We start from the raw sequence: 24,130 nt of genomic DNA on the forward strand, positions 1-24,130 counted from the left end.
ATTTTTGCTACTTTCACTTCCTTAACAATACTACCATGAATGAACCAAAAAGACTCTTCGATTTTCCATATTACCAACTTGAAAAATATCCTCAAGAAAAGGCACTTAATACTAAGTATGATGGAATATGGAAGGCTACGTCAACTCAAGAATATATAGACAAAGCCAATGCAATAAGCAGGGCTTTGATACGAATGGGAGTAAATGCCAATGATAAAGTTGCGCTTATATCAACTACCAATCGTACCGAATGGAACATCTGCGACATAGGTATTATGCAAACTGGAGCACAGGATGTTCCAATATACCCAACCATTTCAGAGGAAGAATACGAGTATGTACTTAATCACAGCGAATGTGTTTATTGTTTTGTTTCGGATAAGGAAGTGTTGGACAAAGTAATGAAGATAAAAAATAACGTACCCTCGCTAAAAGACGTATTTACTTTTGATGAGATTAAAGGTGCAAAAAATTGGAGCGAGGTTCTTGAAAAAGGAAAGGACGAAAGCAACCAAGATGAAGTTGACAAGAGAAAAGATGCGATTGACGAAAATGATGTAGCCACTTTAATATATACTTCCGGAACTACTGGAAAACCAAAAGGGGTTATGCTTTCACATAAAAACATTGGTAGCAATGCCAAATTTAGCGCTGAACGTTTACCAATTGATTTAGGCAAATCATCTTCGTTAAGCTTTTTGCCTGTTTGTCACGTTTATGAAAGAATGCTGCACTACATGTATCAATATTGTGGAGTGGAACTTTATTTTGCTGAATCACTTGATACTATAAGCGCCAATTTACAGGAGGTAAAACCCGAAGTAATGACAGCAGTACCTCGTGTACTTGAAAAAGTGTATGATAAAATATACGCCAAAGGAGGCGAACTTTCTGGCATTAAAAAGAAACTCTTCTTTTGGGCGATAGATTTAGGTTTAAAATATGAGCCGTATGGTGAAAACGGTTGGTGGTATGAAACGCAACTTAGCCTGGCCAACAAATTAATTTTTAGTAAATGGCGCAAAGCTTTGGGCGGAAATTTAAAGGCGATTGCTTCAGGAAGCGCGCCCTTACAGCCTAGATTGGCTCGTATTTTCAATGCTGCTCAAATTCCAGTGATGGAAGGATACGGACTAACTGAAACCTCTCCAGTTGTATCAGTGAATGACATGCGCAATAAAGGATTTAAAATTGGAACCGTCGGGAAACCACTGCGCGAAACGGAAATCAAAATCGCCGAAGATGGAGAGATTTTAGTAAAAGGTCCACAGGTGATGGTTGGATATTATAAAAATGATGAGGAAACCGAAAAAGTAATGGAAGGCGGCTATTTCCATACTGGAGATATTGGTGAAATTGACAGCGAAGGCTTTCTGAAAATTACCGATCGAAAAAAGGAAATGTTTAAAACCAGTGGTGGTAAGTACATTGCTCCCCAATTGATAGAGAACATTATGAAACAATCACGTTTTATAGAGAATATCATGGTTATTGGCGAAGGTGAAAAAATGCCTGCCGCATTAATACAACCAGATTTTGAATTTATAAAAGATTGGGGTGCTAAAAAAGGACGCAACATCCCGACAGATCTTAAAGAAATAGTAAAAAACCAAGCGGTTATAGACCGTATTCAACAGGAAGTTGATTTTTATAATGAGCACTTCGGTCAATGGGAAAAGGTGAAAAAGTTTGAACTTACTCCTGACGTTTGGAGTATCGAGGACGGGCAGTTAACACCTACCATGAAAATGAAACGAAAAGTGATAAAAGCTCAGTATAAAGATTTGTATGAGAAGATTTATGGGCCTAATTCATAGAAAATCCATTTTTGCTCTTTTGAAAAATTTTATAATTGAGAATTATTTCGGTCAGCATACAAATCATAAAAACATAAAAGTTTGAACTGGATCCTCCTAATAATCGGCGGTCTCTTTGAAGTGGGTTTCGCTGCTTGTCTTGGTAAGGTAAAAGAAACTTCAGGACTAGAAGCTAGGCTTTGGTTTGGAGGCTTTCTTATCTGTTTAACCATAAGTATGTTTCTGCTCATTAAAGCTTCAAAAACGCTACCTATTGGTACGGCTTATGCAGTTTGGACTGGGATAGGTGCTGTAGGTACTGTTCTGATAGGTATTTTTTATTTTAACGAACCAGCCACCTTTTGGCGTGTATTTTTTCTTCTCACGCTTATTGGTTCCATAGTGGGTCTGAAATTTATTTCATCTTAAGCATCACACATTTTCTAAGAAATAGAGGTATAAAAAAAGGTGTTGTTTCTCCAAACAGCACCTTTTTTTATAATCTTAAGAATTAACTTATAGAGTGTCTGGAATCAACTCTTCCTCTTCGGGTTCAAAAAGATAGCGTTCTTTACTATCGTCCAGTTCATCCATCCATTCGGTATGATGCTCGGCAGCCATAGTGCCAGTAACAACACTCTGGTAAGATTTATCGCGATAGGTCAAGATATTTTCATCTTTATCTCCTAACCAAGATTTAAACATTTCTCCAACCTTGTCAACATTAAAGTCGGGGTAATCTGAAATTGCCAATAAATCCTTTATATAGTCAGATTGAAAATCTACGTGTTCAAATGAGGTTTCCAAGGCGTCATTTCTATCTAACCATTTATCAATATCAATTCTTCGTTCCGCTTTCTCCGGTAACTGAAAACGACCGGTCATAAAATCGCGAGCTACCCAAGCTTGGGCATCAAACATATTGAAAGTGTAGTATTGATCCTGCATTCCTAAATAAATCAACTGCGGCAGGTTATTAAAGAATACGCCTTTATACAGATGATCTGGATAAAGGTTGTTTTTCGTTTTTAATCTCATTTCATCTGGCAAGAATGGAAACTTATGTTGATAGCCTGTACACATGATCACGGCGTCATATTTTTCGGTGGTGCCATCCTTAAAGAAAGCGGTGTCCCCCTCAAAATGGGTAACCAATGGCAATTCTTTAATTCCTTCGGGCCACTCCACTCCAATGGGGTTGCTTCTGTAACTTAAGGTAACAGACTTTGCGCCGTGTTTGTGACACTGAACTCCAATGTCTTCAGCAGAATAACTGCTCCCTATCAGCAATAGGTTTTGACCCTTAAATTGGTCTGCACCTCTAAAATCGTGTGCGTGCATCACATTGCCGGGGAAATTTTCAATTCCTTTAAAATAAGGCATATTGGGCGTGGAAAAATGACCGGAAGCCACTACCAAAAAATCAAATTCTTCGGAATAAGTTTTATCAATCTTTAAATCGTCTAGAACTAATGTGAATTTTTTGGACTTTTCATCATAACTCACCCAACGTGCTGTTGTGTCAAAACGAATATAATCACGTGCTTTACTTTTTTTAATTCTTCCTTGTATATAATCAAATAATACAGGTCTTGGCGGATAAGAAGAAATAGGTTTTTTAAAATGTTCATCAAATGAATAATCGGAAAACTCTAGACATTCCTTGGGACCGTTAGACCATAAATATTTATACATACTCCCGTGAATGGGCTCGCCGTATTTCCCAACTCCCGTTCTCCAGGAATAATTCCACATACCTCCCCAATTGCTTTGCTTTTCAAAACATACTATTTCAGGAATATCCTCTCCTTGATTTTGTAATGCTTCAAAAGCTCTAATTTGTGCTAAACCGCTTGGGCCAGCACCTATTATAGCTATTCTTTTCTTGTTCGTTCGTTTGTTGTTCATAGTACTATATAAGGTTATAATAAGCATCCTGCTTTAAAAGTAGTTGCTCGATGTTAATATTCTATTGTGAAATGGCCGCGAAACGCAGCGGGAAAAGCCTAAAAGAAAGACTTTTAAAAGATATCAATTAACTATGAAAATGCAATTGAGATACCTAATACGATTTTTTAAAAACACAATGTTGCGAAGATACCATTTTTTGGCCCTACATCCAAGGAATAAAGGCACAATGGGCTGATGGAAAGGACTCTGTAAATTTAAGAAACAACAGCAGAAATTAGAATTTCAGCAATTCGATTTCCATTGATGTATCTGCCGTCAATTCAAACTGACAGTCATCAAAAGTAGGAGCAGAAAATTTGGGCTTAAAATTATTCGAAAAGGCGTAAGGCTCCTTTGGAATTCCAAAGAAGTTTCTGTCACATTCACCGTTTGCATTTTCATCGTGATATAGCGAAATAGCATAGACATCTTTGGGTAAATTTTCAAATACGAAGGTTTCAGATCCATTTTCAACTTTAATGGAAACACTTTTATAAGCCTGCCCCTCTTCCATAAAGCGATCGCTTTTGTTAAAAAGAGCGACTTCTAGGGTACCTTCCATGGTTTTAATATTATCAATAGTCACAGTGAGTGTATGGGTGTCATTGGACTGAGTGTTAATAAAAAGAAGTGTGAAAAATATAATTAAGTAGTTCATTCGTTTTAAGTTTAGTTAAAGGTATAGCGATTCAGTATAGGGTTAATTTCCAAAAAACTGGCTTTTCATCTTTTCGTCATTATTTTTAATTGCGGCGAGAGGTTCAGATTGTTTCAAAAGATAATATTTAATCGGCCTTTTTAAAAGTGATGCTCCAAAATTTTCAAAACTCGAAATTTTTTCCTTTTCCATTTTAAAGTAATCTTCCAAACTATCTTTTCTAAAGTGAACAATATTTTCTAGTTTATCCCCATCTTTATAAAACCCACAGTGAAAGTTTTTTTCAGCGAAAGCCTTCTCTGGAAAATTGAGTTCGCCAAGTCCGAAAATATTGAAAGAACGTTGTAGAAAGCCTTCGTAACTGATTCTACAATTTTCCCCACCACCAAGATTGAATATGCTTCTTGATAGCTCCTTCTCCTTTTCAATAGCGTTTACAAAGGCTCGCGCTGTATCTCGTGGTGTTGCAATTTCCAAAGAGGTAGCCAATGGTTGATGAAACATCAATTTAGACATTTTATGTCCCCCCATTATTGCCGCCAATCTAAAAATTGTCCATTTTAATTTGCTAGTCTTAATGATTTCCTCCGCCGCTATTTTTGTGAGCGCATATTCATCTCCAGGACTAGGTTCTAAAGGATCTTCAACCGAAATATACGGATTTTCCAATCGATCGCCATAAACAGTAAATAAAGAAACAATTAGGTGAATATTGTTCTAATAATCGCACCAAATTGCGAGTTCCTTCCGTATTTACTTTTTTGGCTATTTCTGGAAAATCATCTGCTGTTGGCGGAATGATTGCTGCCAAATGAATAATACAATCCTGATCATGAACTATTTTCTCAATGTCAGCATTTTTTGTAATATCGCCGTAAATTAAATTGACTTGATCTTTAAAGGGATCGAGTTTCTTAACAGCGGCTTTCGTTTTTTTATCAAAAACGGTAAGCTTCAAGTATGGAATTTCTACAAGCTGTTTTAAAGCTTCAAAACCAACAGTACCTGAAGCACCAGTCAATAATACTGATTTTGTTTTGTTCTCCATCCCTTTTACTGCTTTTCAATTTCCGAAATTTTCACAAGCTGTTTCCCAATATTATCACCAGAAAACAAGCCAATAAATGCCGAAGGAATATTTTCAAAGCCTTCAATAAGGTTTTCCTTATATTTCATCTGACCGTTGTTATACCATTTAGAAAGCTGATTTTTGGCGTCTTCAAATTCATCCTTAAAATCAAAAACCACAAAACCTTCCATGCGCGCACTTTTTTGAATTAATGCATGCTGTGGTCTTGGTCCCTTTGGTGGATTTTCATCATTGTATTCAGCAATTTGACCGCAGATGACAATCCGTCCATTTTTATTCAAAATTTCCAGAACATCATCTGCAATTTCGCCACCTACATTGTCAAAGAAAACATCAATTCCATTTGGACAAGCATCTTTAAGCGCTTTGGCCATATTATTGGTTTTCTTGTAATTTATTCCTTTGTCTATGCCCAATTCATTTTCCAAATAATCAATTTTTTCCTTAGAACCTGCAATGCCAATTACTTTACAGCCTTTCAATTTGGCAATTTGCACAGCAACGCTTCCTACAGAACCGGCCGCCCCAGAAACTACAACAGTCTCTCCTTTTTGCGGATTACCAATTTTTATAAGCCCAAAATATGCGGCGAGGCCTGTAACACCTAAAATACTCAATGCCGTTGAAATAGGAGCTAGATCTGGGTTGACCTTTTCAAGTTTATCTGCATTAAAAGACTGTAGCTTTTTCCAATCTAAACGGCCATAGACTATATCTCCTTTTGTGAATTTTTTACTTCTGGATTCTACAACTTGTGCCACGCTCCTACTTGTTATAGGTTTACCCAATTCATATTTATTTCCCCTATCATCGTCATCGCCTTTATCCATGAAGCCGCGCATGCCTGGATCTACAGAAACGTAAATGCTTTTTAGCAAAACCTCTCCTTCCTTAAGTTTAGGAACGTCAATATCACGAAACTCAAAGGTGCTTTGATCAGGGACACCCGAAGGTCTTTTGGCCAATACTATTTCTTGATTGTCTTGTTGCTTAGTCATTATGATATAAGTTTGAATTAAATTAAAAATTGGAATCTTGTGGGTTTTGCTCTTTCTGAAACTAAAAAACCTTCATTTCTCTACTTGACAAAGTTTTGGAATTCACTCTAGAACTTTTGCCAATTATGGAGAAATGAAGATTTCTTAAAAGCGCTTTATAATTAATTCTGAATGAAAAGTAAATATTTCAAATTCATTCGGAATTAATTAAAATACACTGCCTCAAAAACTGCCAACGGAGCTCTACGGCCAACGTTTAATGAAAGTTCATCACCATTTATGGTATAATTGTCAGCAAGTTGAAAAATCTTCAGAAATTCGGAATCTTCTACTGCAACATCTGGGCAAATCATCATAGTAGAACCCATGTTTTTAAAACGAATTCTGTTTCCTTTTTCTAAAGTATAAGATCCTAAAATCGTGTTGCAACCAGCAAAACCAGTTACACGATTATCTTCGCTTTTCAGCATAAAATAGATTTCTTTCTCTTGGTTTTTAGCCATTTCTACAGGTTTTCCTTCCAAGGTTTTCAGTTTCCAATACTTTTCTACAATAGGTTCGTCATTAACAACTCTTTTAAAAATGGCCAAAGGAGCCCTTTTTCCAACATTAAGCTGCAGCATGTCATCATTGATAGTAAAATTGTCGGCTAAATTAAATACCTCTAAAAACTCAGATTCGTTAAATGCGCTGTCTGGACAAGCCATTCTAGTTGCACCCAAGGCGGAAAAATTAATTCGATTTCCATCTTCTAATGTATAAGTGCCAAAAAAGTTATTGCAACCTGAAAATCCAGTGATTCGGTTTTCTTTATCATTTAAGGTAAAGCCGATTTCTTTATCATTGTCTTGAAGATCTGAAATGCTTTTCCCTTCAAGCGTTTCCAGTTTCCAGTAGGATCCTGAAATTTCATTATTTGAAGTGGCATTCTGGTTTTCCATGGTATTGGTGTTTTGGGTAGACCCACAACTATAAAGTGTCAATGCTGCAAGAGCGATGGTAAAAAGTTGTACTTTCATAATTAAACTATTGTTTTTAGGTTTGGTGAATTTATATTGAAGTGGAATCTAATACTTTAATTTCTTAAAGAAGCCTATAGAAAAGCTAAATTAAAGTGAAGGTTTCCCAACTTCATTTTCTCTAAGCCCAGATATGCACAAAGCAAGCCAAACCTAAAAAACAACAGAATTTACTGGAAATTTAAGATAAATTTAGGCTTTATGGAAGAGCAAATGTGCCAATAGAATAAGTGCAGATAACACCAGACCCAATACCGAAACCCCTGTCCATTTATAGGTTTCCCAAGCAAGTGCGCCTAAAGTAGTTCCTAAGGCACCACCGATAAAAAAAGAAACCATATAAACGGTATTGACCCGATTTCTACCTTCGGGGTTTTTGGAGAAGATAATATTCTGATTGGTAATATGAAGTGCTTGCAAACCTAAATCAACTAGAATAACACCTATCACTAAGCCAACAATTGAATTGCCAGAAACTAGAAAAATCACCCAGGAAACAATTAATAAAATCGCAGAAAATATGATTAATTTATTTTTATCGACCTTATCATTTAGTTTTCCCACAATGGTCGCTCCCAAGGCACCTGCAATTCCTAAGAGACCAAACAAGCCGGTAATAGTACTACCATAACCAAAATTATCTTCCATCAAGAAAACCAAGATCGTCCAAAAAGCACTAAGTCCTGCAAATGCTAATGCGCCGCGCAAGGAAGCAATTCGCAATTCTGGTTCCGTTTTGAAGTAATAAAATATAGATTTCAACAAGCTGCCATAGCTGCCTGGAAAATGTGGATTGAGTTTTGGAAGTTTAGCACGAAGGATAAAAAACAAAAACACCATTAATACCGCAGCACTGTAATACATTACCCGCCAACCGAATTGTTCCCCTACAAAACCACTAATAACTCTACTTCCCAAGATACCTATTAGCAAGCCGCTCATCACGATGCCAATTGCACGACCTCTTCCTTTATCATCGCTCAATTGTGCCGCCATGGGCACAAAGAGCTGTGGAACTGCCGAAGTGAAGCCAATAAAGAAACTACTTGCTATCAGCAAAAAAAGTGAATCTGAAAGCGCTGCTGCGATTAATGAAATAATCATCAACAGAAAATCCACTTGTATTATTTTGTGGTTTGAAATTTTATCGCCCAACGGAATAATAAAAAGTAAGCCAAAGGCATAACCAAGCTGCGTACTGAGTGCAACATTGCTTACAGCCGCTTCAGAAACGTCATAATCTACGGCGATTTGATGCAATAAGGGCTGGTTATAGTAGAGGTTGGCTACTATGAGACCAGCCGAAATACTCATTAAATATAAAGTGGAATTGGTAAGTTTTGGAGTCATCCTAAAATCTAAAAGGTTTCAATCAAAAATCAACTTCCGCGGTACGTAGAATAACCAAATGCTGAAAGTGTTATTGGTACGTGATAGTGATTTTTACCAGTTATTTTAAAGGCGACTTCTACAAAAGGGTAAAAGGTTTCTTTATTTTTCATCTTAAAATAGTCCTCCACCATAAATGTAAATCTATAAATTCCCTCGTTGTCATTTTCCGATGGAAGAAAGTCATTTACACGACCACTTTCTGAAGTTACTTTTTCAGAGACAAAGTCCCAGATTTTAGTTTCGGGGTTCATTTTTTCTAATTTTATCGTTACCTCTTCTGCCGGCAAACCTTCGGAAACGTCCAGGATATGCGTAGATAATTGGAATTCCTTTTGTTGTGCGAAACCTGCACTTGTCGCAAATAACATAATTGCCGCTAATAATAAATTTTTCATCTTTTTTATTTGTTTGTGTTTGTTGTTGTTATTCCCATTTCAGGTATTTCTGCCGCCTTGGCAATCATATCATCATTTTCGGCACTGCCACCACCGGCTATGCCAATACTTCCTACAACATTTCCTTCCCAATAAATTGGTGCTCCACCACTTAACAATAATAGTTCTGGCAATGTGTTCAAATTTTGGGAATCGGGATTAGACTGGGCCATTCGCATTAAAGCCAGCGTTCCAGTTTTAGTAGAAAGCGAGGTATATGCCTTTCTTCGCGCCGCTTCGGTGTTATGGGGACCAATATTCTTTCCTCTTGCACTTAGAATAAATTCACCAGAAGCATCCAAAATTACGATGGTTGCATTTTTTCCAAGTGATTTGGCTTTATTGCTCGCGTTTTCCAATAGTTGATTAGCGGCCAATAAATTTAGTGTAGGAATTTCATCAATATATTGGTTTGCTTTTCCAAGCTTTGATGTCTGTGCTATAGCCATTATCGGGAGTAATAATGCGATAATTAAAATGTGTTTTATATTCATTGTTTATATTTTTAGCAAAAATATTAAACAAAAATATCTCTTAGATTGCGTTTGGGAAAACTTTGTATAAAATAATAGTTTGAGAAACTCAATTGGAATGAAGGGTAAAAATGGTTTTATCAATGACTTTGTTGATTCTTTCTCTCGGACTCCTTATCCACAAATTCTTGATGCTGAACCTCTGCTTTATAATCTCTTTTTCTTCCGTAAAGACTTTTAATACCTTCTGCTTTTCCATAGATAGTAACAACATCACCTGGTAATATCTTAAAGTCTCCATTTGGTGAACCAAAATAATCTTCCCCATCCCGATCTATACCTAGCACGGTAATTCCCTCTTTTCTTAAATCCAGGTTTTTTAGGGTTTTATTGGATACCCAATCTCCAGTGTCAATTTTTCGTTCACTCACTCGATAATCATCCTTTAGGTGGAGTACTGCAGCAAAATCCTGAATATTTAGCTCGGTGTATTTTTCCAACATTCTGCTAATAATTCTAGAGAGACCCCGATCTACCCACTTACTTTTAATGGCCCAATAAACTATAGCCATACCAACTACAACTATTAATAACCCATATAGTTTTGAAGCCAAGGTATCTGGCAGCACGAAGGTTAAAATAAGAGAGGACATTACGGTAACAATCCCCGCATTACCAACCAGCATAAGGATATAAATGATTTTACGTCGCAGGGGATGGTTCATTATTTTTTCAGATTCAGCTGTCGTAAACCCGGCTCCAGTATAAGCGGATCTGGCCTGAAAACGCGCACTTTGTGTAGACAGCCCGGTGTGAACCAAGGCGATAGTTGCAATTTTCGTAATCAAGGCCGAAAGCGAAACCACCAAAAACAATGTTACTGCTGCGAACATATACTTTAAAAATTATAATGTGATAAATCTTTGCCGATGCTCCTTATAAAAATAGTAGATTTTTAAATACGAACCGTGATAAACGTTTTAAAATGAAAGGATAGAGTACCAATATTTCACATATCCACTAATCCCAATTTCGCTTATCTTTCACTAGTTTCTCAATTTTTTTAAAGCTTTCTTTATGGATTTTATAATCGGCTGGGCTTAGTAAATCTTTCATATCAGTATTTAAATCATCCACTAAATCATTAAACTTCGAATTTCTTTCTGCATCGGTGTAGCCATATTTCTTCAAACCTAATCTGGACATTTTATAGGTGTAATAATTCAGAAGTGAAAGATAGTTATCCCGACCTTCTTGATTTAAATCCATTTGTAATACTTGCTCGTAATGCCACAACTGCAAATAATCCTTGTCCTGTGAAGTAAATATAAGTTCAGTTTCATACGGATTTTCATCAGCCGCTTTTTCCTGCGCTTGACTGTTTAAACTGAAGCAAAAAAGTATACTGAAAAGTAGTATGTATTTCATATTTTAATTTTAAGATGATATAAATTATTAATTAGATTGAGAAATTTTTATAAAAATACTGTAATGATTTGAAAACCTAGGGCTAAGTTTTATTAATTCTATCTCAAAGTTTGAAGGATGAGCTTCGAAGGACAAACGAACAACTAAATTTGAAATACGAAATTGGAATCTGGAAAAACCAAAAAATGAGACTTGATGAAATATTTAAGTTCAAACTGTCAACTTGTAACCTGTAACTTGAAACTTGCAACTTGCAACCTTTTTAAATACAAAAGGACCGTCATTTAAGACAGTCCTTTTTATAAGTATTCTAATTTGCGATCTTTATTTTAAAGGTTTCCCTTCTTGATCCAAAGATCCCGCTTTAATAATTACTAATTTATCGACATCAATATATTTTTTGATGGCTTCATTTACTTGCTTCAAGGTTACAGCTTCCAACATTGCAGGATATTCATAAATATAGCTGGGTTGCTCACCACGTTCAACAACGGCCAAAATATTAGCCGCCATTCCGCGAGTCGTGGCAAGTCCAATTTTAAAAGCACCAATCAAACTAGATTTTTTGTCCTTTAATTCGGCAGCAGTGATACCTTTTTCTGACCACTTTTTAAGTTCCTTTAAAGTTGCTTCTTCTCCTGTTGCGAATAATTCTGGGTTAAATGATGCATTTATAAACCAATATCCGTCTGCAAAAGTATATCCACTTTGACGTGAAGAAATACCATACGTCAAACCAGCTTCATCACGAACGGTGAGCATCAGCCTTCCTGAGAAACCACCCCCTAAAACACTGTTTCCAATAAGAAATGGAAGGAAATCTGCATTGCTACGACGCATTCCAGTATACTGCCCAATAAAAAGATCAGCACTTGGCTTTTCTGGGATACTTACAACTTTTGTAAGGGCATTACCTTTTTTTACATCGTAATTTTTAGAACTCCTCTTTACACCACCAGACCAATTTTTGAAATTTTTCTCCAATGATTTGTAAACTGGTTTAGTATCTACATCTCCAACGAATACAAGGTGCATATCTGCAGGACCAAAATATTTTTTATGAAAGGCCTTTATATCTGCTAATTTCACATCTTTAATATTTTCTATCGTCTTTTCAATAGAATTTGAATAGTTAGGATGTCCCTTTGGATATAGACTCTGCGTTAAAGCAATGTTTCCCTGCGTTCCAGGATCTGAAAGACCTGGTTGCATATTTCCTATAAATTGTTCCTTTAGCAAATCAAATTCCTTTTCATCAAAAAGTGGATTCCGCAATTCCTCAGCCAAGAGTGCAATTACGGTATCAACATCTTTTGATAATGATTTGAAACCTAAGCTTACGTTGTCATTGTCTGAACTCACATAAATATCAACACCCAACTTTTCAAGTTTTTGTGAAAACTGAAATTTGTCGTTTTTAGTTGTTCCTTTGCTTAACATAGAAGTAGTAAGCGTTGGGATCATTTCGTTGTTCTTACCGTTAAAGAACTCTCCAATTGGAAAACTTCCAGCTACAGTAACGTAACCTTTAGCCCCGGTTTTCTTTATAATAACATCAATGCCAGCAACTGTTTTTCTGATGAAATCTTCATTGCCCGGAGTTTCTGTTACAGCTTTAATTTCTACTTCTAAAGTAGTTTTAACTTCATTTGAACCATCCACAAACATTTCTGGATTTCTGTAGAAATATTTTCCGTCTGTTTCTGAAGAGCGTTTTGCCTCGCCTTCCACAGTTTCAGGATTTGATCCGGCTTTCTTCGGAATAAAAAATCCAGTTGTACTTTGGTCAAGCACTAGATATTTATCTGCTACACGTTTAACATCGGCAGCAGTAACTTTTGCAAGTTTTTTGCTTTCGTTGATATATTCCGTCCAATCGCCACCAGATATAAACTCTGTCAATTCTGAAGCAATACTTCCTGAACCATCTCTGCCTAATATAGTCTGCGCGTTTAGATTCGCAATAATCCGATCAATATCTGCTTGAAGAACACCGTCTTTCTTAACCTTTTCAAGAGTTTCCAAGAGTTTGGTATTCATTTCTTCCGAATCTTTTTCAGGGTTAAAGCCTAAAGTCACAGTAAACAATCCGTTTTCTGCAAATTGTGAAGCTGAAGCACCTGCGTAATAAGCAAGACCAGCGTCTACAAATTCTTTATTCAAAACAGAGGAAGGACCATCGCCCAACGCTTTGGCTAAAATAATCAAGGCTGGAATGTCTTTGTCCAATGTTCCAGGAATTTTATAGGCTACGGTGTTTACACTCGTTTCACCCGCTTTACTTATTTCAATTTTACGAGGACCATATTGTGGTGGCTCTTCCGTATAAGGTTGTGGAATGACGTGTGATGCTTTTGAAATTTTTCCAAAATAGGTATCTACTAATTTGAAAAGGTTATCTTTCTGGAAATCTCCAACTACGGTTAACCACGCATTGTTAGGCCAATAGTAGGTATCGTAAAAATCGCGCAATACTTTCATCGGCATATTTTCGATATCGGAACGCCATCCAATAGTGGAGTGGTGATAGCCGTGAGCCATATAAGCTGTTGCCCATATTTCTTTAGAAAGTAGTGAATTCGGGTTGTTCTCACCACGTTCAAATTCGTTACGAACAACAGTCATTTCGGCTTCTTTATCTTCTTTCAACAAAAGAAGGTTGCGCATTCTGTCCGCTTCAATTTCAATCGCGAGTTCCATTTTGTCGCTTGGGATGGTTTCGTAATAATTAGTACGGTCATTCCAAGTTGTCGCATTCATCTGCGCGCCATAACGGGTTAATTCAGAATCAATAGATGTACCTTTCTTCTTGTTGAATTTTTCGGTTCCTTTAAACATTAGGTGTTCCAAAAGGTGTGTAGATCCAGTATTACCCGAAACTTCATATTTGGAACCTACGTCATAAACCATTTGCACATTTACCACTGGCGCGGCGTTGTCTTGAACCAAAAGTATTTTTAGTCCGTTTGGCGTGTAAAGATATTCTTCAACACCACCCAATTCCTGTACTCTTTCAAATTTGGAATTAGTAGTTTGGGCGATTGACGATTGCTGAACTATTAGCAATAAAGCTAAAAGGAACAGTGATTTAAGCGAAAAGATATGTTTCATATTTATTTTTTTTAAATGAGATTTTAGACGTGAGTCCCGATAGTATTCGGAATAGATTTTATATGTCTTATTGATGAGCTATAGCTTGCATTATAATTAATTAAAAAAAGGGCCAAAGAGATAATTTCAATGGCCCATATTTCCGTTATCCCGGGAAAACAAATCAAGGAACAATCCCGGGAAAACTAACTAACCAACTAAAAAACAAATCAAAAACTATATATTCAATGAATCGAACATTTCAATTAATGCAGGGTCTGATGGACGTGGCGCATCATAGCTCACAATATTTCCTTCAGGATCTAAAATGATAAAACGAGGAATACCTTGGATGTAATAATCTTGGATAAATTTTGAATCTATTTCATTATGAGCCAAAAGCTGCGTGCCCATCAATTCTTTATCAACAATCATTTTTCTCCATTTGTCCTCGTCTTTTTTACGATCTATAGAAATTCCAACAAACTGAATGTTTTTCCCTTCATATGCCTTTTCAACTTCAATAAGATAAGGCATTTCATAAATACAAGGAACACACCAAGTAGCCCAAACATCTATATAAACATACTTTCCTTTAAGGTCTCCAATAGAAGTTGTGCCTCCTTCATAATTTAGATAATCTGTAAATTGCGGAGATTCCATTCCTGGACTTAGAGCGGCATTAATCTCCATTTGCTGTAAATGCTGTGCCTGAATATCGTTTTTAAATTTTGCGATATTTTCATTTTCTGAAGTAACAAATGCCGGATTCAATTCAGCTTTTTTATTTTCTAAATTGTCATTCAGGTCTTTCACGAACGCGGAAGTCTTTGCATCGAAGGCGCTGGTTTCAAGCCCAAGATATTCTCTGTAATTTTCGCCCATCAATTCACCGCTTTTCTTTGCTTTATATTTTAGGAAGTTGTTTTCTTCGGAACCATCTCCATTATAAGAAACCGTTTTGGAAATTTTATTGGCATCAAAATTTAATTCAACATCCATATCATTAGCTAAATAGATATTGAACACATCGTTGTAAACAGCACTGAAATAAGCTGGTTCCTTCAGCTTTAGCGTGTCGCGGAAAGCTCCGTTTTCATCAACTTTAATCACCACATTTTCTGAAGTTACTGGGTTGAAAAGTCGAAGACTTTCATTCTCGGTAGGGTTCGTGATTTTACCGTGGATCACGGCGTAGTCCTTTGGCGGTTGTTCCTGCTTACAGGCAGCGAAAAGACAGATAATTGCAATTAGAAATAAATTTTTCATTTGAATGTTTTTTTATGATTATTAAACCTGACAGGTTTTTAAAACCTGTCAGGTTTCAGAAAATTTAATTAATACCCCGGATTCTGCACTAATGCGTTGTTTCCTATCAAAACGTCCGAAGGAATTGGCAAAATAAATTTATATTCATTGTTCAAGGTAGATTTTACTGTTGAAGCGTCTATATTTCCCAAAACATCGTAACGTACCAGATCAAATAGCGGCTCTCCATTTTCAAAGGAAAGCTCCAAAAGTTTTTCCTGACGAATGTCTTCCAATAATGTTGGCACATCAACAAATTCCTTTGGATCTACTCCTGCCCTATCACGAATCGTGTTTAGACTTTGTAAAGCGCTCGCAGAATTGCCACCACTTCGAGTCAATGCTTCGGCATGCACTAGATATAGCTCGCCAAGACGCAAATGATATAAAGTGTTGTTTTGGGAACTGGAATTAGAAGCGAATGGATATTTTCCGTTTGAGTTAGCTCCTTGAGTTTCCTCAGAATACGCAAAACTAAATCTTGGGTCATAATCTGAACCGAGTCCTTCTAGGCTCCCATCATCGGCTGTCCCAACCTGCATATCGGCTAGAGAACGAAAATATTCACTATAGTTAGTTCGGCTAACTAAGTACATATTAGTTCCGCCTTCAGCTCCAGGTCCTGCGAAGGGAGCAAAAATCACTTCAGAGGAATCAAATCGATTTGAGAATATATCACTATAAATTGCTTCCAAGGAATAACCTTCGGCATTATTGATAACTTCTTCCGCCAAAGTCGCAGCTTCGCCATATTTACCTTCATATAATTTTACTTTGGCCAATAAGGCTTTTGCAGCCAAACTTCCACTGTAAAAATGTTCGATAAAAACAGGACCGTTGGTTGCGGCATATTCTAAATCCGATTCAATCAAATTATAGGTTTCCTGAACGGTGCTACGAGGAGAAGATTCCAATTCAGTAGCAAAACTAGTACGCAAGACTACGCCATAGCTAGAATTTAGATCGTAATATTGGCCAAAATAACGCAATAGATTAAAGTAGGAAAAAGCTCTCTGGAACTTTGCTTCGGAAATCATTTCCGCTTTTCGCTCCTCGCTTATTCCTATTGCTTTTCCAGCTTCCAATTCCTGAATTAAAAAATTGGCAATATTGATTACTTTATAGTGTCCATTGTACACATTGGAAAGAAATCTATTTTCAACCGGCACTTCATTGGTATTAAAACCGGCATCACCGCTGAGTCCAGTACTAATGCCCTCATCGCCATAAGCGGCCAAGTGAAGTGGAAAAAAACTAATATCGAATGCCCGACTTAAATCGTAAACTCCGTTTAATACCTTCTGTGCAGATTCTTCATCCCGGATGGTGTTCTCGGCGGTAAGTTGATTAATCGGTTTTATTTCGTCAATACTACAACTGGAAATAGTTATTGCAACTGTAAGTATTAAAAGCTTCTGAAATGTGTTTATATATTTTTTCATCGTTTTCTTTTTTTAAAATTGAAGTTGAATACCTAGTGAGAATGACTTTGACAATGGATAAGGATCCTCGGCACTTACTTGATCTGTAATAGAGCCTCTTTCAGAAAGACTTTCAGGATCTATACCAGGCCATTTAGTCCACGTAAATAAATTACTTCCAGTCAACATTATTCTTGCACTGTCAAAACCTATTCGTTCCATTAAATAAGAATCCAAATTATAACTCAATTGCAAGCTTTTTAATCTTAAGTAAGAAGTGTCATAGAGGTATTTATCCGAAGTTCTTCCACTTGAAGATGGGTCTGTATAAAGTGCGCGTGCATATTTTGCACCTGTGTTTTCTGGAGTCCAAGTGTTTAATGCATATTCACTATACCTGTTTTCGCCAAGGCTGTTAAACGTTCCAAAAGCCACGCCATCCCAAATTGTTTCTGCCCCTACTGAATATTGCAATAAGGCTGAAAGGCTGAAAGACTTATACGTAAACGTATTTGAAATACCCCCGAAATAATCTGGTTCTATACCACCTATAATCGTTGTATCGTCGGAAGTTATTTTGCCATCGCCATTGATATCTTCAAATAAATAATCTCCTACCCCAGTTGAATTCTTGTCGTAAGTACCATCGGGAGAAAGATTGTTAAGGTTGTCTATTTCCTCTTGGCTCTGAATGATTTTTACCACTTTATAGCCTCTAATAGAACCTACAGCTTCCCCTTCTATAAAGTAATCTTGAAGGAAAGGATCAATTTTAGCTCCTTTCAATTTATCCAGTTTGTTTCGGTTGAAGGCCCAATTTATATTGGCACTCCATGTAAAATCTGTACTGCGTATTATATCACCTCCTAAACTCACCTCAATACCTTTGTTGGAAACATCTAAGTAATTTGAGTAATATGTGTTAGATCCTAATTCCTGCGGTATCGGGGTACGGGTTAAGGCATCTTTAGTTTTTCTAGTATAAACATCCACATTTCCGCGTAATCTTGAGTTGAAAAAACCAAAGTCTAAGCCTAAGTTTATTTCATCTGTTGTTTCCCAACCAACATTGATGTTGGGAAAATTGTTGGAAGGAATTACGGCAGAATTTCCGTTGTAAATATCACTGGCCGTAGTTTGGAAGAATTGTAGATATGTATAATCTGCAACATTTGTAGATCCTACACGTCCAACACTTACCCGTAGTTTAAGATTGTTAACTTTCTCTGTTGAAAGAAAGTTTTCGTTAGCAATATTCCAGCCTGCAGAAAGCGATGGAAAATAGGCGCGCTTATTGTTAGGCCCGAACTTAGAAGAAGCATCCGATCTAAAGTTGATAGTAGCATTATACCTGTTTTTATAATTGTAGGTTAACCTAGAGAATACAGAGTTCAAACCAGATTCCAAACGGTTGCTGGTATATCCAAGTACCGTTTCTGCTGAAGATCCGTTAATAAGTACTTCATCATCAGGAAAACCAGTATAAAAGTGGCTTTTATTATTAAAATTTGTTCTATCCCATGCCAATCCTGCAAGAATATTGAAGTGGTGGTCAGATAGGTTAAAGTCATAGTTGGCCGTTAGGTTCGTGGTTATGTTTGAAACCAGCGCATCTGATTCGTTTAAATACGAATCACTAGGGAAAATCATAAAATCAGTCTGCGTAATTTTGGGAGTAAAAATGCTGGTGGTATTGTAAAAAACGGCTGCATTAACATCTGCCTTCACTTTTAAGTGCTTTATAGGCTCAATTTCTAGATAAGAATTTCCTATAAAGTTATAGGTCTTATTATTGTTTTTGTTTTGAAGTCGCATCAATGGATTTGGCTCAGAAGTCTCAAAACCATACGAATAATCTGGCTGACCATAAAGTCTTCCCAATTCATCGTAAACAGGAAGGTCTGGACGGGCACGTACTACCGATGTATTAACATTATACTGGCCAATTCCATCATCCTCTCCAGAATTCGATTCAGTATGGCTTAGGTTTACCGATCCACCAACCTTAACATAATCGTTAACGTCGTTATCCAAAGACATGCTTAGATTATACTGCTTCAACTTATCTTTAACAACAAGACCTTCTTGATCTATTGCAGAAAGGCTTAAAGCGTAATTCGTTTTATTTCCACCACCACTAATACTAAAGTTGGCTTGTTTGGTGACAGCTATATCTCTATAGATAACATCGTTCCAATCTGTATCAGCATTCCCGAAATAGTCTTCCCGAAGTCCATCATAGTTCACTAGAAAAGTATCAAAATCTAATTCTACATTTCCAATATTGGCGAGATCATAAGAATAGAACGGATCCAATTGTCCGGCATTCATTGCATCAACACTGTTTCTTATCAATTGGTCATAGAAACCTTTGTATTGTTCTGCATTTAAAACATCCAAAGTATTGATTGGTTCTGCCAAAGTTGTGGAGGTAGAAAAAGAAATGGTCGGTTTTTGACCGCGTTTTCCACGTTTTGTTTGAATAAGAATAACTCCGTTAGCACCTCTTGAACCGTAAATAGAAGTTGCTGCGGCATCCTTTAAAATGTCAAAGCTTTCAATATCGTTCGGGTTAAGAGTTAAAAGTGGATTTGCACCGCCAATGGCATCTATATTAAAAGGAACGCCATCAATAACATATAATGGTTGGTTAAGGCCATAAGAAGAAAGCGGTGAGGTAATCCCACGAATATTCAAGCGCACCGGAGAGCCTGGACGGCCACTGCCTTGTGATACTTGAACCCCTTGAACCAATCCACCCAAGGCACGGTCAAAACCAATATTCCCAACAGAAGACTGGATAACCTCTTTTGTTTTAACAGAAGAAACGGCTCCAGAAACATCTTCGCGCTTTTGTTCGCCATAACCAATCAGCACCACCTCGTCCAACTGACTTAAATCTTCCTCCAAAACAAGGTCAATAACTGTCTTACCATTTACTTCTAAACGCTGCGTTTTATAACCCAGGGAAGAAAAAACCAACACGTTCTCACCATCTGCCAAAGTAATGTCATACTCTCCGTCAAAGTTAGTAATGGTTCCTTTTTGAGTTCCTTCAACAATTACGGTAACACCCGTCAAAGGCATTCCCGTTCTATCAATAATGGTCCCCGTAACAGGCTGTTGTTGCTGCGAAGTAGTGATAAGATTATTAACAGCACGTTTTACAGTTTTTTTCAAAACAATCTGATTCCCCAAAATTTGATAGGAAATGGCGCTATTGCTGAAAAGATTTTGCAAAACTGCTAAAACAGATTCGTCACTTGCAGAAAAAACTACTTTTTTACGAACGTCAATTTCTTTGCTGTTGTAGAAAAAATTAAAATCCGTTTGATCTTCAATAATCTGAAATACCTGAGTAAGAGGAACGCCATCGGCGATAATGGAAACACGAGTGCTCTGTCCATAGCCATTAGTGGCGTTCATTTGAAAAAGACTGACAAGCAATAATGTGAAAGTGAGTTTCATCTTTAAATGATTGGTGTTGAAAATGCACCGAAGTACATCTTTGATTGGTTCATTTTTCATAATTTTACATCGGTTTTACTTTGTTGGAAATAAGGTTAAATCATTCTAATTAAAGAGGAAGGTGTTGACGCATCTTCCTTTTTTTCTTTTAAACACTCTTTATTTTTTCGGTCTGCTAATGATTACTGTTCCATCTTTTAACACATAATCAAAATCCTTATAGGATTGGAAGGTGCTTAGAACCTCTTCGATAGTTTCGTTTGTAAAGGTTGCAGTAATGTTGATTTCGGCAAGCTCCGCATAGTTGTTTTCAATTTTCACATTGAATTTACGCTCCAGTTTGTTTGCTATTACTTTAAAAGAATCGTCCACGAAAATCAACTCACCTTGAACCCAGGCTATATATTTGGTGACGTTTACTTTTTCTACTTGCAGTTTTCCGTTTTCAAAAAAGGCTTTTTCATTCGGATTTAATGTTTTTGTGTCGTTGGCATCGAGTTTGTCGTGCGCAGCCACCTTTCCTTCCACCAAAACAGTGAATGTTTTTTGATCGTCTGTATAAGAGGTCACATTAAAGTGGGTTCCCAGAACTTCAACATCCATATCTTCTGTATTAACTATAAAAGGATGGGCATCGTCTTTGGCAACTTCAAAATAAGCTTCTCCATTTAAGAATACAGAACGATTTTCATCTTTAATAAAGTTGACTGGATATTTCAATTCGGAACCTGCGTTCAAAACAACACGTGATCCATCTGAAAGCTTCAGCTTAAAGGTTTTTCCATAAGGAACGGTAAGAGTGTTGTATTGTAGCGTTTGTGCAACGTTAGTATTATCGTAAATAAGTTCATCACGTTTTTGCTGAGAAATGCGATTGCCTGCTGCATTAACAATAACAGTTTCGTTATTTTCATCAACCGTGCGGATGCTGCCATCTTCCAATTGTAAAGTAATTTGGGGAGCAGCCGTTACAGTACCTTCATTAGGGGAGTTGAAATAAATACCATAACCAATAATTGCTACTCCCACAAATACAGCGGCATATTTCAGCCAATTAGGGATAAGTTTTCTTACTGGTGTTTTTTCTTTTTCTTCGGAATTGTTTGCCATCAACTTTTTATAAGCTACTTCTGAATCTACAGATTCGGAAATCTTGTTGAGGCGATGGTTTATCTTTACGAACTCCTTAAATGTCTTTTGATTTTTAGGAATTTGCAACCATTCCGTAAGCTGAAGTCGTTCCGCTTCGGAAATGGTTTCGTTCAAATATTTAATAATAAGCGTTTTCAAAACTATTTTTTCTCTTTTATACCCCTATGATGCAGAAAAAATGATTTACCCTTAAGTTTTTTTTAAGTATTTTTAATATTCCTAACTTCGAACCCGAAATCCAGGAGAACAAAATAATGGACGATGCGCATTTAATTGCCGACATAAAACAAGGAAGTGAACCCGCGTTCAAATCTTTGTTTGATAAATACTACGGGCCACTCTGCGCCTACCTTAGAAGCTACACCCCTGATTTTGATACAGCGGAAGAAATTGCACAACGCACTTTCGTTAAATTTTGGAACAAACGTGAAGAAATCGAAATACACACTTCGGTAAAAAGTTATCTTTTTAGAATGGGGTATCATTCGTTTTTAAAAACCATTCGCCAAAAAAACAAACGAACAAATTTGCTAGAAGAATTAAAATATAAGGCGTTGGAGGAAGAAGAACAACGTCCAGAAAATGATTTACAAGCAGCCACCAAACGTCTAAAAAAAATAATTGAAACGCTGCCTCCTCGCTGCCAAGAAATTCTACGGCTAAAAATGCAAGGCTTCAAGTATAAGGAAATTGCAGATGAATTGAATATTTCCATAAAAACAGTAGAGGCTCAAATGCGGATAGCCTTTAACAAAATACGAGACGATTTTAAGGATGGCTTGATTTTGTGGATTATTCTTAATAAATAAAAGTATTGCCACAAATGCACCAATATTTTTGACACTCCCGCGAAAAAGAATGCCACCAATGCACAAATGTTTCTGATTTTCCTGCAAGGTGTTCCCCGCGTTGCGAGGCACGAAGCAATCTCGGGGCTCCTCGTAGGTATAAAACCACTAATGCACGAATGATTCCCAAGAATATTCGTGCATTAGTGTCAAAAATCAATTTCTCATAAATCTGACATTTATCATTTTATAGTCTTCACGACAAAAGTAATTTTGAGCAGAATTAAAAAAGCTCATGCAAACAAACCTAGTTTCAAAATACAATGTTCCCGGCCCGCGTTACACCAGTTATCCCACAGTTCCTTATTGGAATAACGAAAGTTTTTCACTGAAAGAATGGAAGAAAAATGTGACTCAAAGTTTTTCGGAAAGCAATGCTTCTGAAGGCATAAGTCTATATATACATCTTCCTTTTTGCGAAAGTCTCTGCACTTTTTGTGGTTGCAACAAGCGGATCACAAAAAATCACAAAGTGGAGACGCCTTATCTCGAATCCGTTTTAAAGGAATGGCGTCTATACCTAGAAATGTTTAATGAGCGTCCTATAATTAAAGAACTTCATCTTGGGGGCGGTACGCCCACTTTCTTTTCCGCAGAAAACTTAAGGCTTCTTATAAAAGAAATTTTTCGCGATGCCACTATGGCCGAAAACCCTTCCTTTAGCTTTGAGGGACATCCCAATAATACAAAGAATGAGCATTTACAAACGCTTTATGATTGCGGATTTACTAGAGTGAGTTACGGGGTTCAGGATTATAACACCACCGTTCAAATTGCTATTCATAGACTTCAACCCTTTGTAAATGTAAAGCGCGTAACAGAAAGTGCGCGTGAAATTGGATATACTTCAGTAGGCCACGATATTATTTTTGGTCTTCCTTTTCAAACAAGAGAAAACGTAATGTATTCCATTGAAAAAACCAAAGAACTGATGCCAGACCGTATTGCTTTTTATAGTTATGCCCACGTACCTTGGATAAAAGGGAATGGACAGCGCGGTTTTAAGGATGAAGACTTACCGAGTGCTTCAGAAAAACGAGAAATGTATGAAACCGGCAAACGAATGCTGGAAGAAGCTGGATATATAGAAATTGGGATGGATCATTTCGCCCTTAAAAACGATAGTTTACACAAAGCAGTAGAACAAAAGAAACTGCACAGAAACTTTATGGGCTATACTGAAAGTAAAACGCAATTGATGATCGGTCTTGGTGTTTCTGCTATCGGTGATAGTTGGTACAGTTTTGGGCAAAACTCCAAAAATGTAGAAGAATATCAAGACTTGGTGGAGCAGGGAATCCTTCCCATCCATAAAGGTCATAATCTAAACGAAGAAGATCTGGTAATTCGTAAACATATTTTAAATATGATGTGTCGTCTGGAAACTTCTTGGAGCGACCCAAAGATGCAATTTAAAGAGTTGCCAGAAGTCTTGTCTAAACTACAGGAAATGCAAGATGACGGGTTAATTATAATCGGTTTCGAAAGTCTTCAAATTACTGAAAAAGGTCGTCCTTATGTTCGAAATGTGTGTATGGCTTTCGATCTTCTTTTGCAGCGCAGCAAGCCAGAAATGCAATTGTTCTCCATGACCATTTAGGATAA

Annotated in this window: 20 protein-coding genes; 4 read left to right on the forward strand and 16 right to left on the reverse strand. The window is 36.9% G+C overall.

Features of this window, described 5'->3' with window-relative positions; translation table 11 throughout:
- Nucleotides 1-35: 35 nt before the first annotated feature.
- Both G440_RS0116625 and G440_RS0116630 read left to right on the forward strand, forming a co-directional pair.
- The gene (locus G440_RS0116625) at nucleotides 36-1,817 is read left to right on the forward strand and encodes an AMP-dependent synthetase/ligase (protein WP_026452326.1); all 1,782 of its coding nucleotides are present in this window, start codon (nucleotides 36-38) and stop codon (nucleotides 1,815-1,817) included.
- Nucleotides 1,818-1,898: 81 nt separating this feature from the next.
- Complete coding sequence (locus G440_RS0116630) at nucleotides 1,899-2,225, forward strand: DMT family transporter (RefSeq protein WP_026452327.1); 327 nt, start codon at nucleotides 1,899-1,901, stop codon at nucleotides 2,223-2,225.
- 87 nt (nucleotides 2,226-2,312) lie between these two features.
- Here G440_RS0116630 and G440_RS0116635 read toward each other — a convergent pair whose 3' ends face one another.
- The 16 genes from G440_RS0116635 to G440_RS0116705 all read right to left on the reverse strand — a co-directional run bounded on the left by G440_RS0116635 (nucleotide 2,313) and on the right by G440_RS0116705 (nucleotide 21,815).
- The gene (locus G440_RS0116635; protein WP_026452328.1) at nucleotides 2,313-3,704 is read right to left on the reverse strand and encodes a flavin-containing monooxygenase; all 1,392 of its coding nucleotides are present in this window, start codon (nucleotides 3,702-3,704) and stop codon (nucleotides 2,313-2,315) included.
- A 277-nt stretch (nucleotides 3,705-3,981) separates the two neighbouring features.
- Entirely contained in the window at nucleotides 3,982-4,404 is a 423-nt protein-coding gene (locus G440_RS0116640) for a DUF2141 domain-containing protein (protein WP_026452329.1), read from the reverse strand.
- Between the two features lie 42 nt (nucleotides 4,405-4,446).
- Complete coding sequence (locus G440_RS21530) at nucleotides 4,447-5,073, reverse strand: NAD-dependent epimerase/dehydratase family protein (RefSeq protein WP_245574881.1); 627 nt, start codon at nucleotides 5,071-5,073, stop codon at nucleotides 4,447-4,449.
- Complete coding sequence (locus tag G440_RS21535; protein ID WP_245574882.1) at nucleotides 5,048-5,452, reverse strand: NAD-dependent epimerase/dehydratase family protein; 405 nt, start codon at nucleotides 5,450-5,452, stop codon at nucleotides 5,048-5,050. Before G440_RS21535 ends, G440_RS21530 begins: the two co-directional genes overlap by 26 nt.
- A gap of 5 nt (nucleotides 5,453-5,457) precedes the next feature.
- Nucleotides 5,458-6,492 carry an NADP-dependent oxidoreductase gene (locus tag G440_RS0116650; RefSeq protein ID WP_026452330.1) on the reverse strand — a complete coding sequence of 345 codons (1,035 nt, stop codon included), beginning with the start codon at nucleotides 6,490-6,492 and terminating at the stop codon, nucleotides 5,458-5,460.
- 203 nt (nucleotides 6,493-6,695) lie between these two features.
- Nucleotides 6,696-7,511, reverse strand: coding sequence for an META domain-containing protein (locus tag G440_RS0116655; RefSeq protein ID WP_026452331.1), 816 nt, complete (start codon nucleotides 7,509-7,511; stop codon nucleotides 6,696-6,698).
- A gap of 192 nt (nucleotides 7,512-7,703) precedes the next feature.
- Nucleotides 7,704-8,861 carry an MFS transporter gene (locus tag G440_RS0116660; RefSeq protein WP_026452332.1) on the reverse strand — a complete coding sequence of 386 codons (1,158 nt, stop codon included), beginning with the start codon at nucleotides 8,859-8,861 and terminating at the stop codon, nucleotides 7,704-7,706.
- Nucleotides 8,862-8,890: 29 nt separating this feature from the next.
- Entirely contained in the window at nucleotides 8,891-9,298 is a 408-nt protein-coding gene (gene uraH / locus G440_RS0116665; protein WP_026452333.1) for a hydroxyisourate hydrolase, read from the reverse strand.
- Between the two features lie 5 nt (nucleotides 9,299-9,303).
- Nucleotides 9,304-9,831 carry a GlcG/HbpS family heme-binding protein gene (locus G440_RS0116670; RefSeq protein WP_034259804.1) on the reverse strand — a complete coding sequence of 176 codons (528 nt, stop codon included), beginning with the start codon at nucleotides 9,829-9,831 and terminating at the stop codon, nucleotides 9,304-9,306.
- 119 nt (nucleotides 9,832-9,950) lie between these two features.
- The gene (locus G440_RS0116675) at nucleotides 9,951-10,703 is read right to left on the reverse strand and encodes a TrkA C-terminal domain-containing protein (RefSeq protein ID WP_026452335.1); all 753 of its coding nucleotides are present in this window, start codon (nucleotides 10,701-10,703) and stop codon (nucleotides 9,951-9,953) included.
- Between the two features lie 127 nt (nucleotides 10,704-10,830).
- Nucleotides 10,831-11,238, reverse strand: a complete 408-nt coding sequence (locus G440_RS0116680; RefSeq protein WP_026452336.1) for a hypothetical protein — start codon at nucleotides 11,236-11,238, stop codon at nucleotides 10,831-10,833.
- Nucleotides 11,239-11,562: 324 nt separating this feature from the next.
- Nucleotides 11,563-14,349, reverse strand: a complete 2,787-nt coding sequence (locus tag G440_RS0116685) for a M16 family metallopeptidase (protein ID WP_026452337.1) — start codon at nucleotides 14,347-14,349, stop codon at nucleotides 11,563-11,565.
- Nucleotides 14,350-14,565: 216 nt separating this feature from the next.
- Nucleotides 14,566-15,597, reverse strand: coding sequence for a TlpA family protein disulfide reductase (locus G440_RS0116690; protein WP_026452338.1), 1,032 nt, complete (start codon nucleotides 15,595-15,597; stop codon nucleotides 14,566-14,568).
- Between the two features lie 68 nt (nucleotides 15,598-15,665).
- Nucleotides 15,666-17,078, reverse strand: a complete 1,413-nt coding sequence (locus tag G440_RS0116695; protein ID WP_026452339.1) for a RagB/SusD family nutrient uptake outer membrane protein — start codon at nucleotides 17,076-17,078, stop codon at nucleotides 15,666-15,668.
- 12 nt (nucleotides 17,079-17,090) lie between these two features.
- Complete coding sequence (locus tag G440_RS0116700; RefSeq protein ID WP_026452340.1) at nucleotides 17,091-20,585, reverse strand: TonB-dependent receptor; 3,495 nt, start codon at nucleotides 20,583-20,585, stop codon at nucleotides 17,091-17,093.
- Nucleotides 20,586-20,684: 99 nt separating this feature from the next.
- Entirely contained in the window at nucleotides 20,685-21,815 is a 1,131-nt protein-coding gene (locus G440_RS0116705; protein ID WP_026452341.1) for a FecR family protein, read from the reverse strand.
- Nucleotides 21,816-21,931: 116 nt separating this feature from the next.
- Between G440_RS0116705 and G440_RS0116710 the strand changes: the two genes are divergently transcribed.
- Together G440_RS0116710 and hemN are read left to right on the forward strand one after the other, a co-directional pair.
- Complete coding sequence (locus G440_RS0116710) at nucleotides 21,932-22,486, forward strand: RNA polymerase sigma factor (RefSeq protein WP_034259807.1); 555 nt, start codon at nucleotides 21,932-21,934, stop codon at nucleotides 22,484-22,486.
- Between the two features lie 274 nt (nucleotides 22,487-22,760).
- Entirely contained in the window at nucleotides 22,761-24,125 is a 1,365-nt protein-coding gene (gene hemN, locus G440_RS0116715) for an oxygen-independent coproporphyrinogen III oxidase (RefSeq protein ID WP_026452343.1), read from the forward strand.
- Nucleotides 24,126-24,130 lie beyond the last annotated feature (5 nt).

It is taken from the genome of Aequorivita capsosiphonis DSM 23843, assembly GCF_000429125.1.
Lineage (GTDB): Bacteria > Bacteroidota > Bacteroidia > Flavobacteriales > Flavobacteriaceae > Aequorivita > Aequorivita capsosiphonis.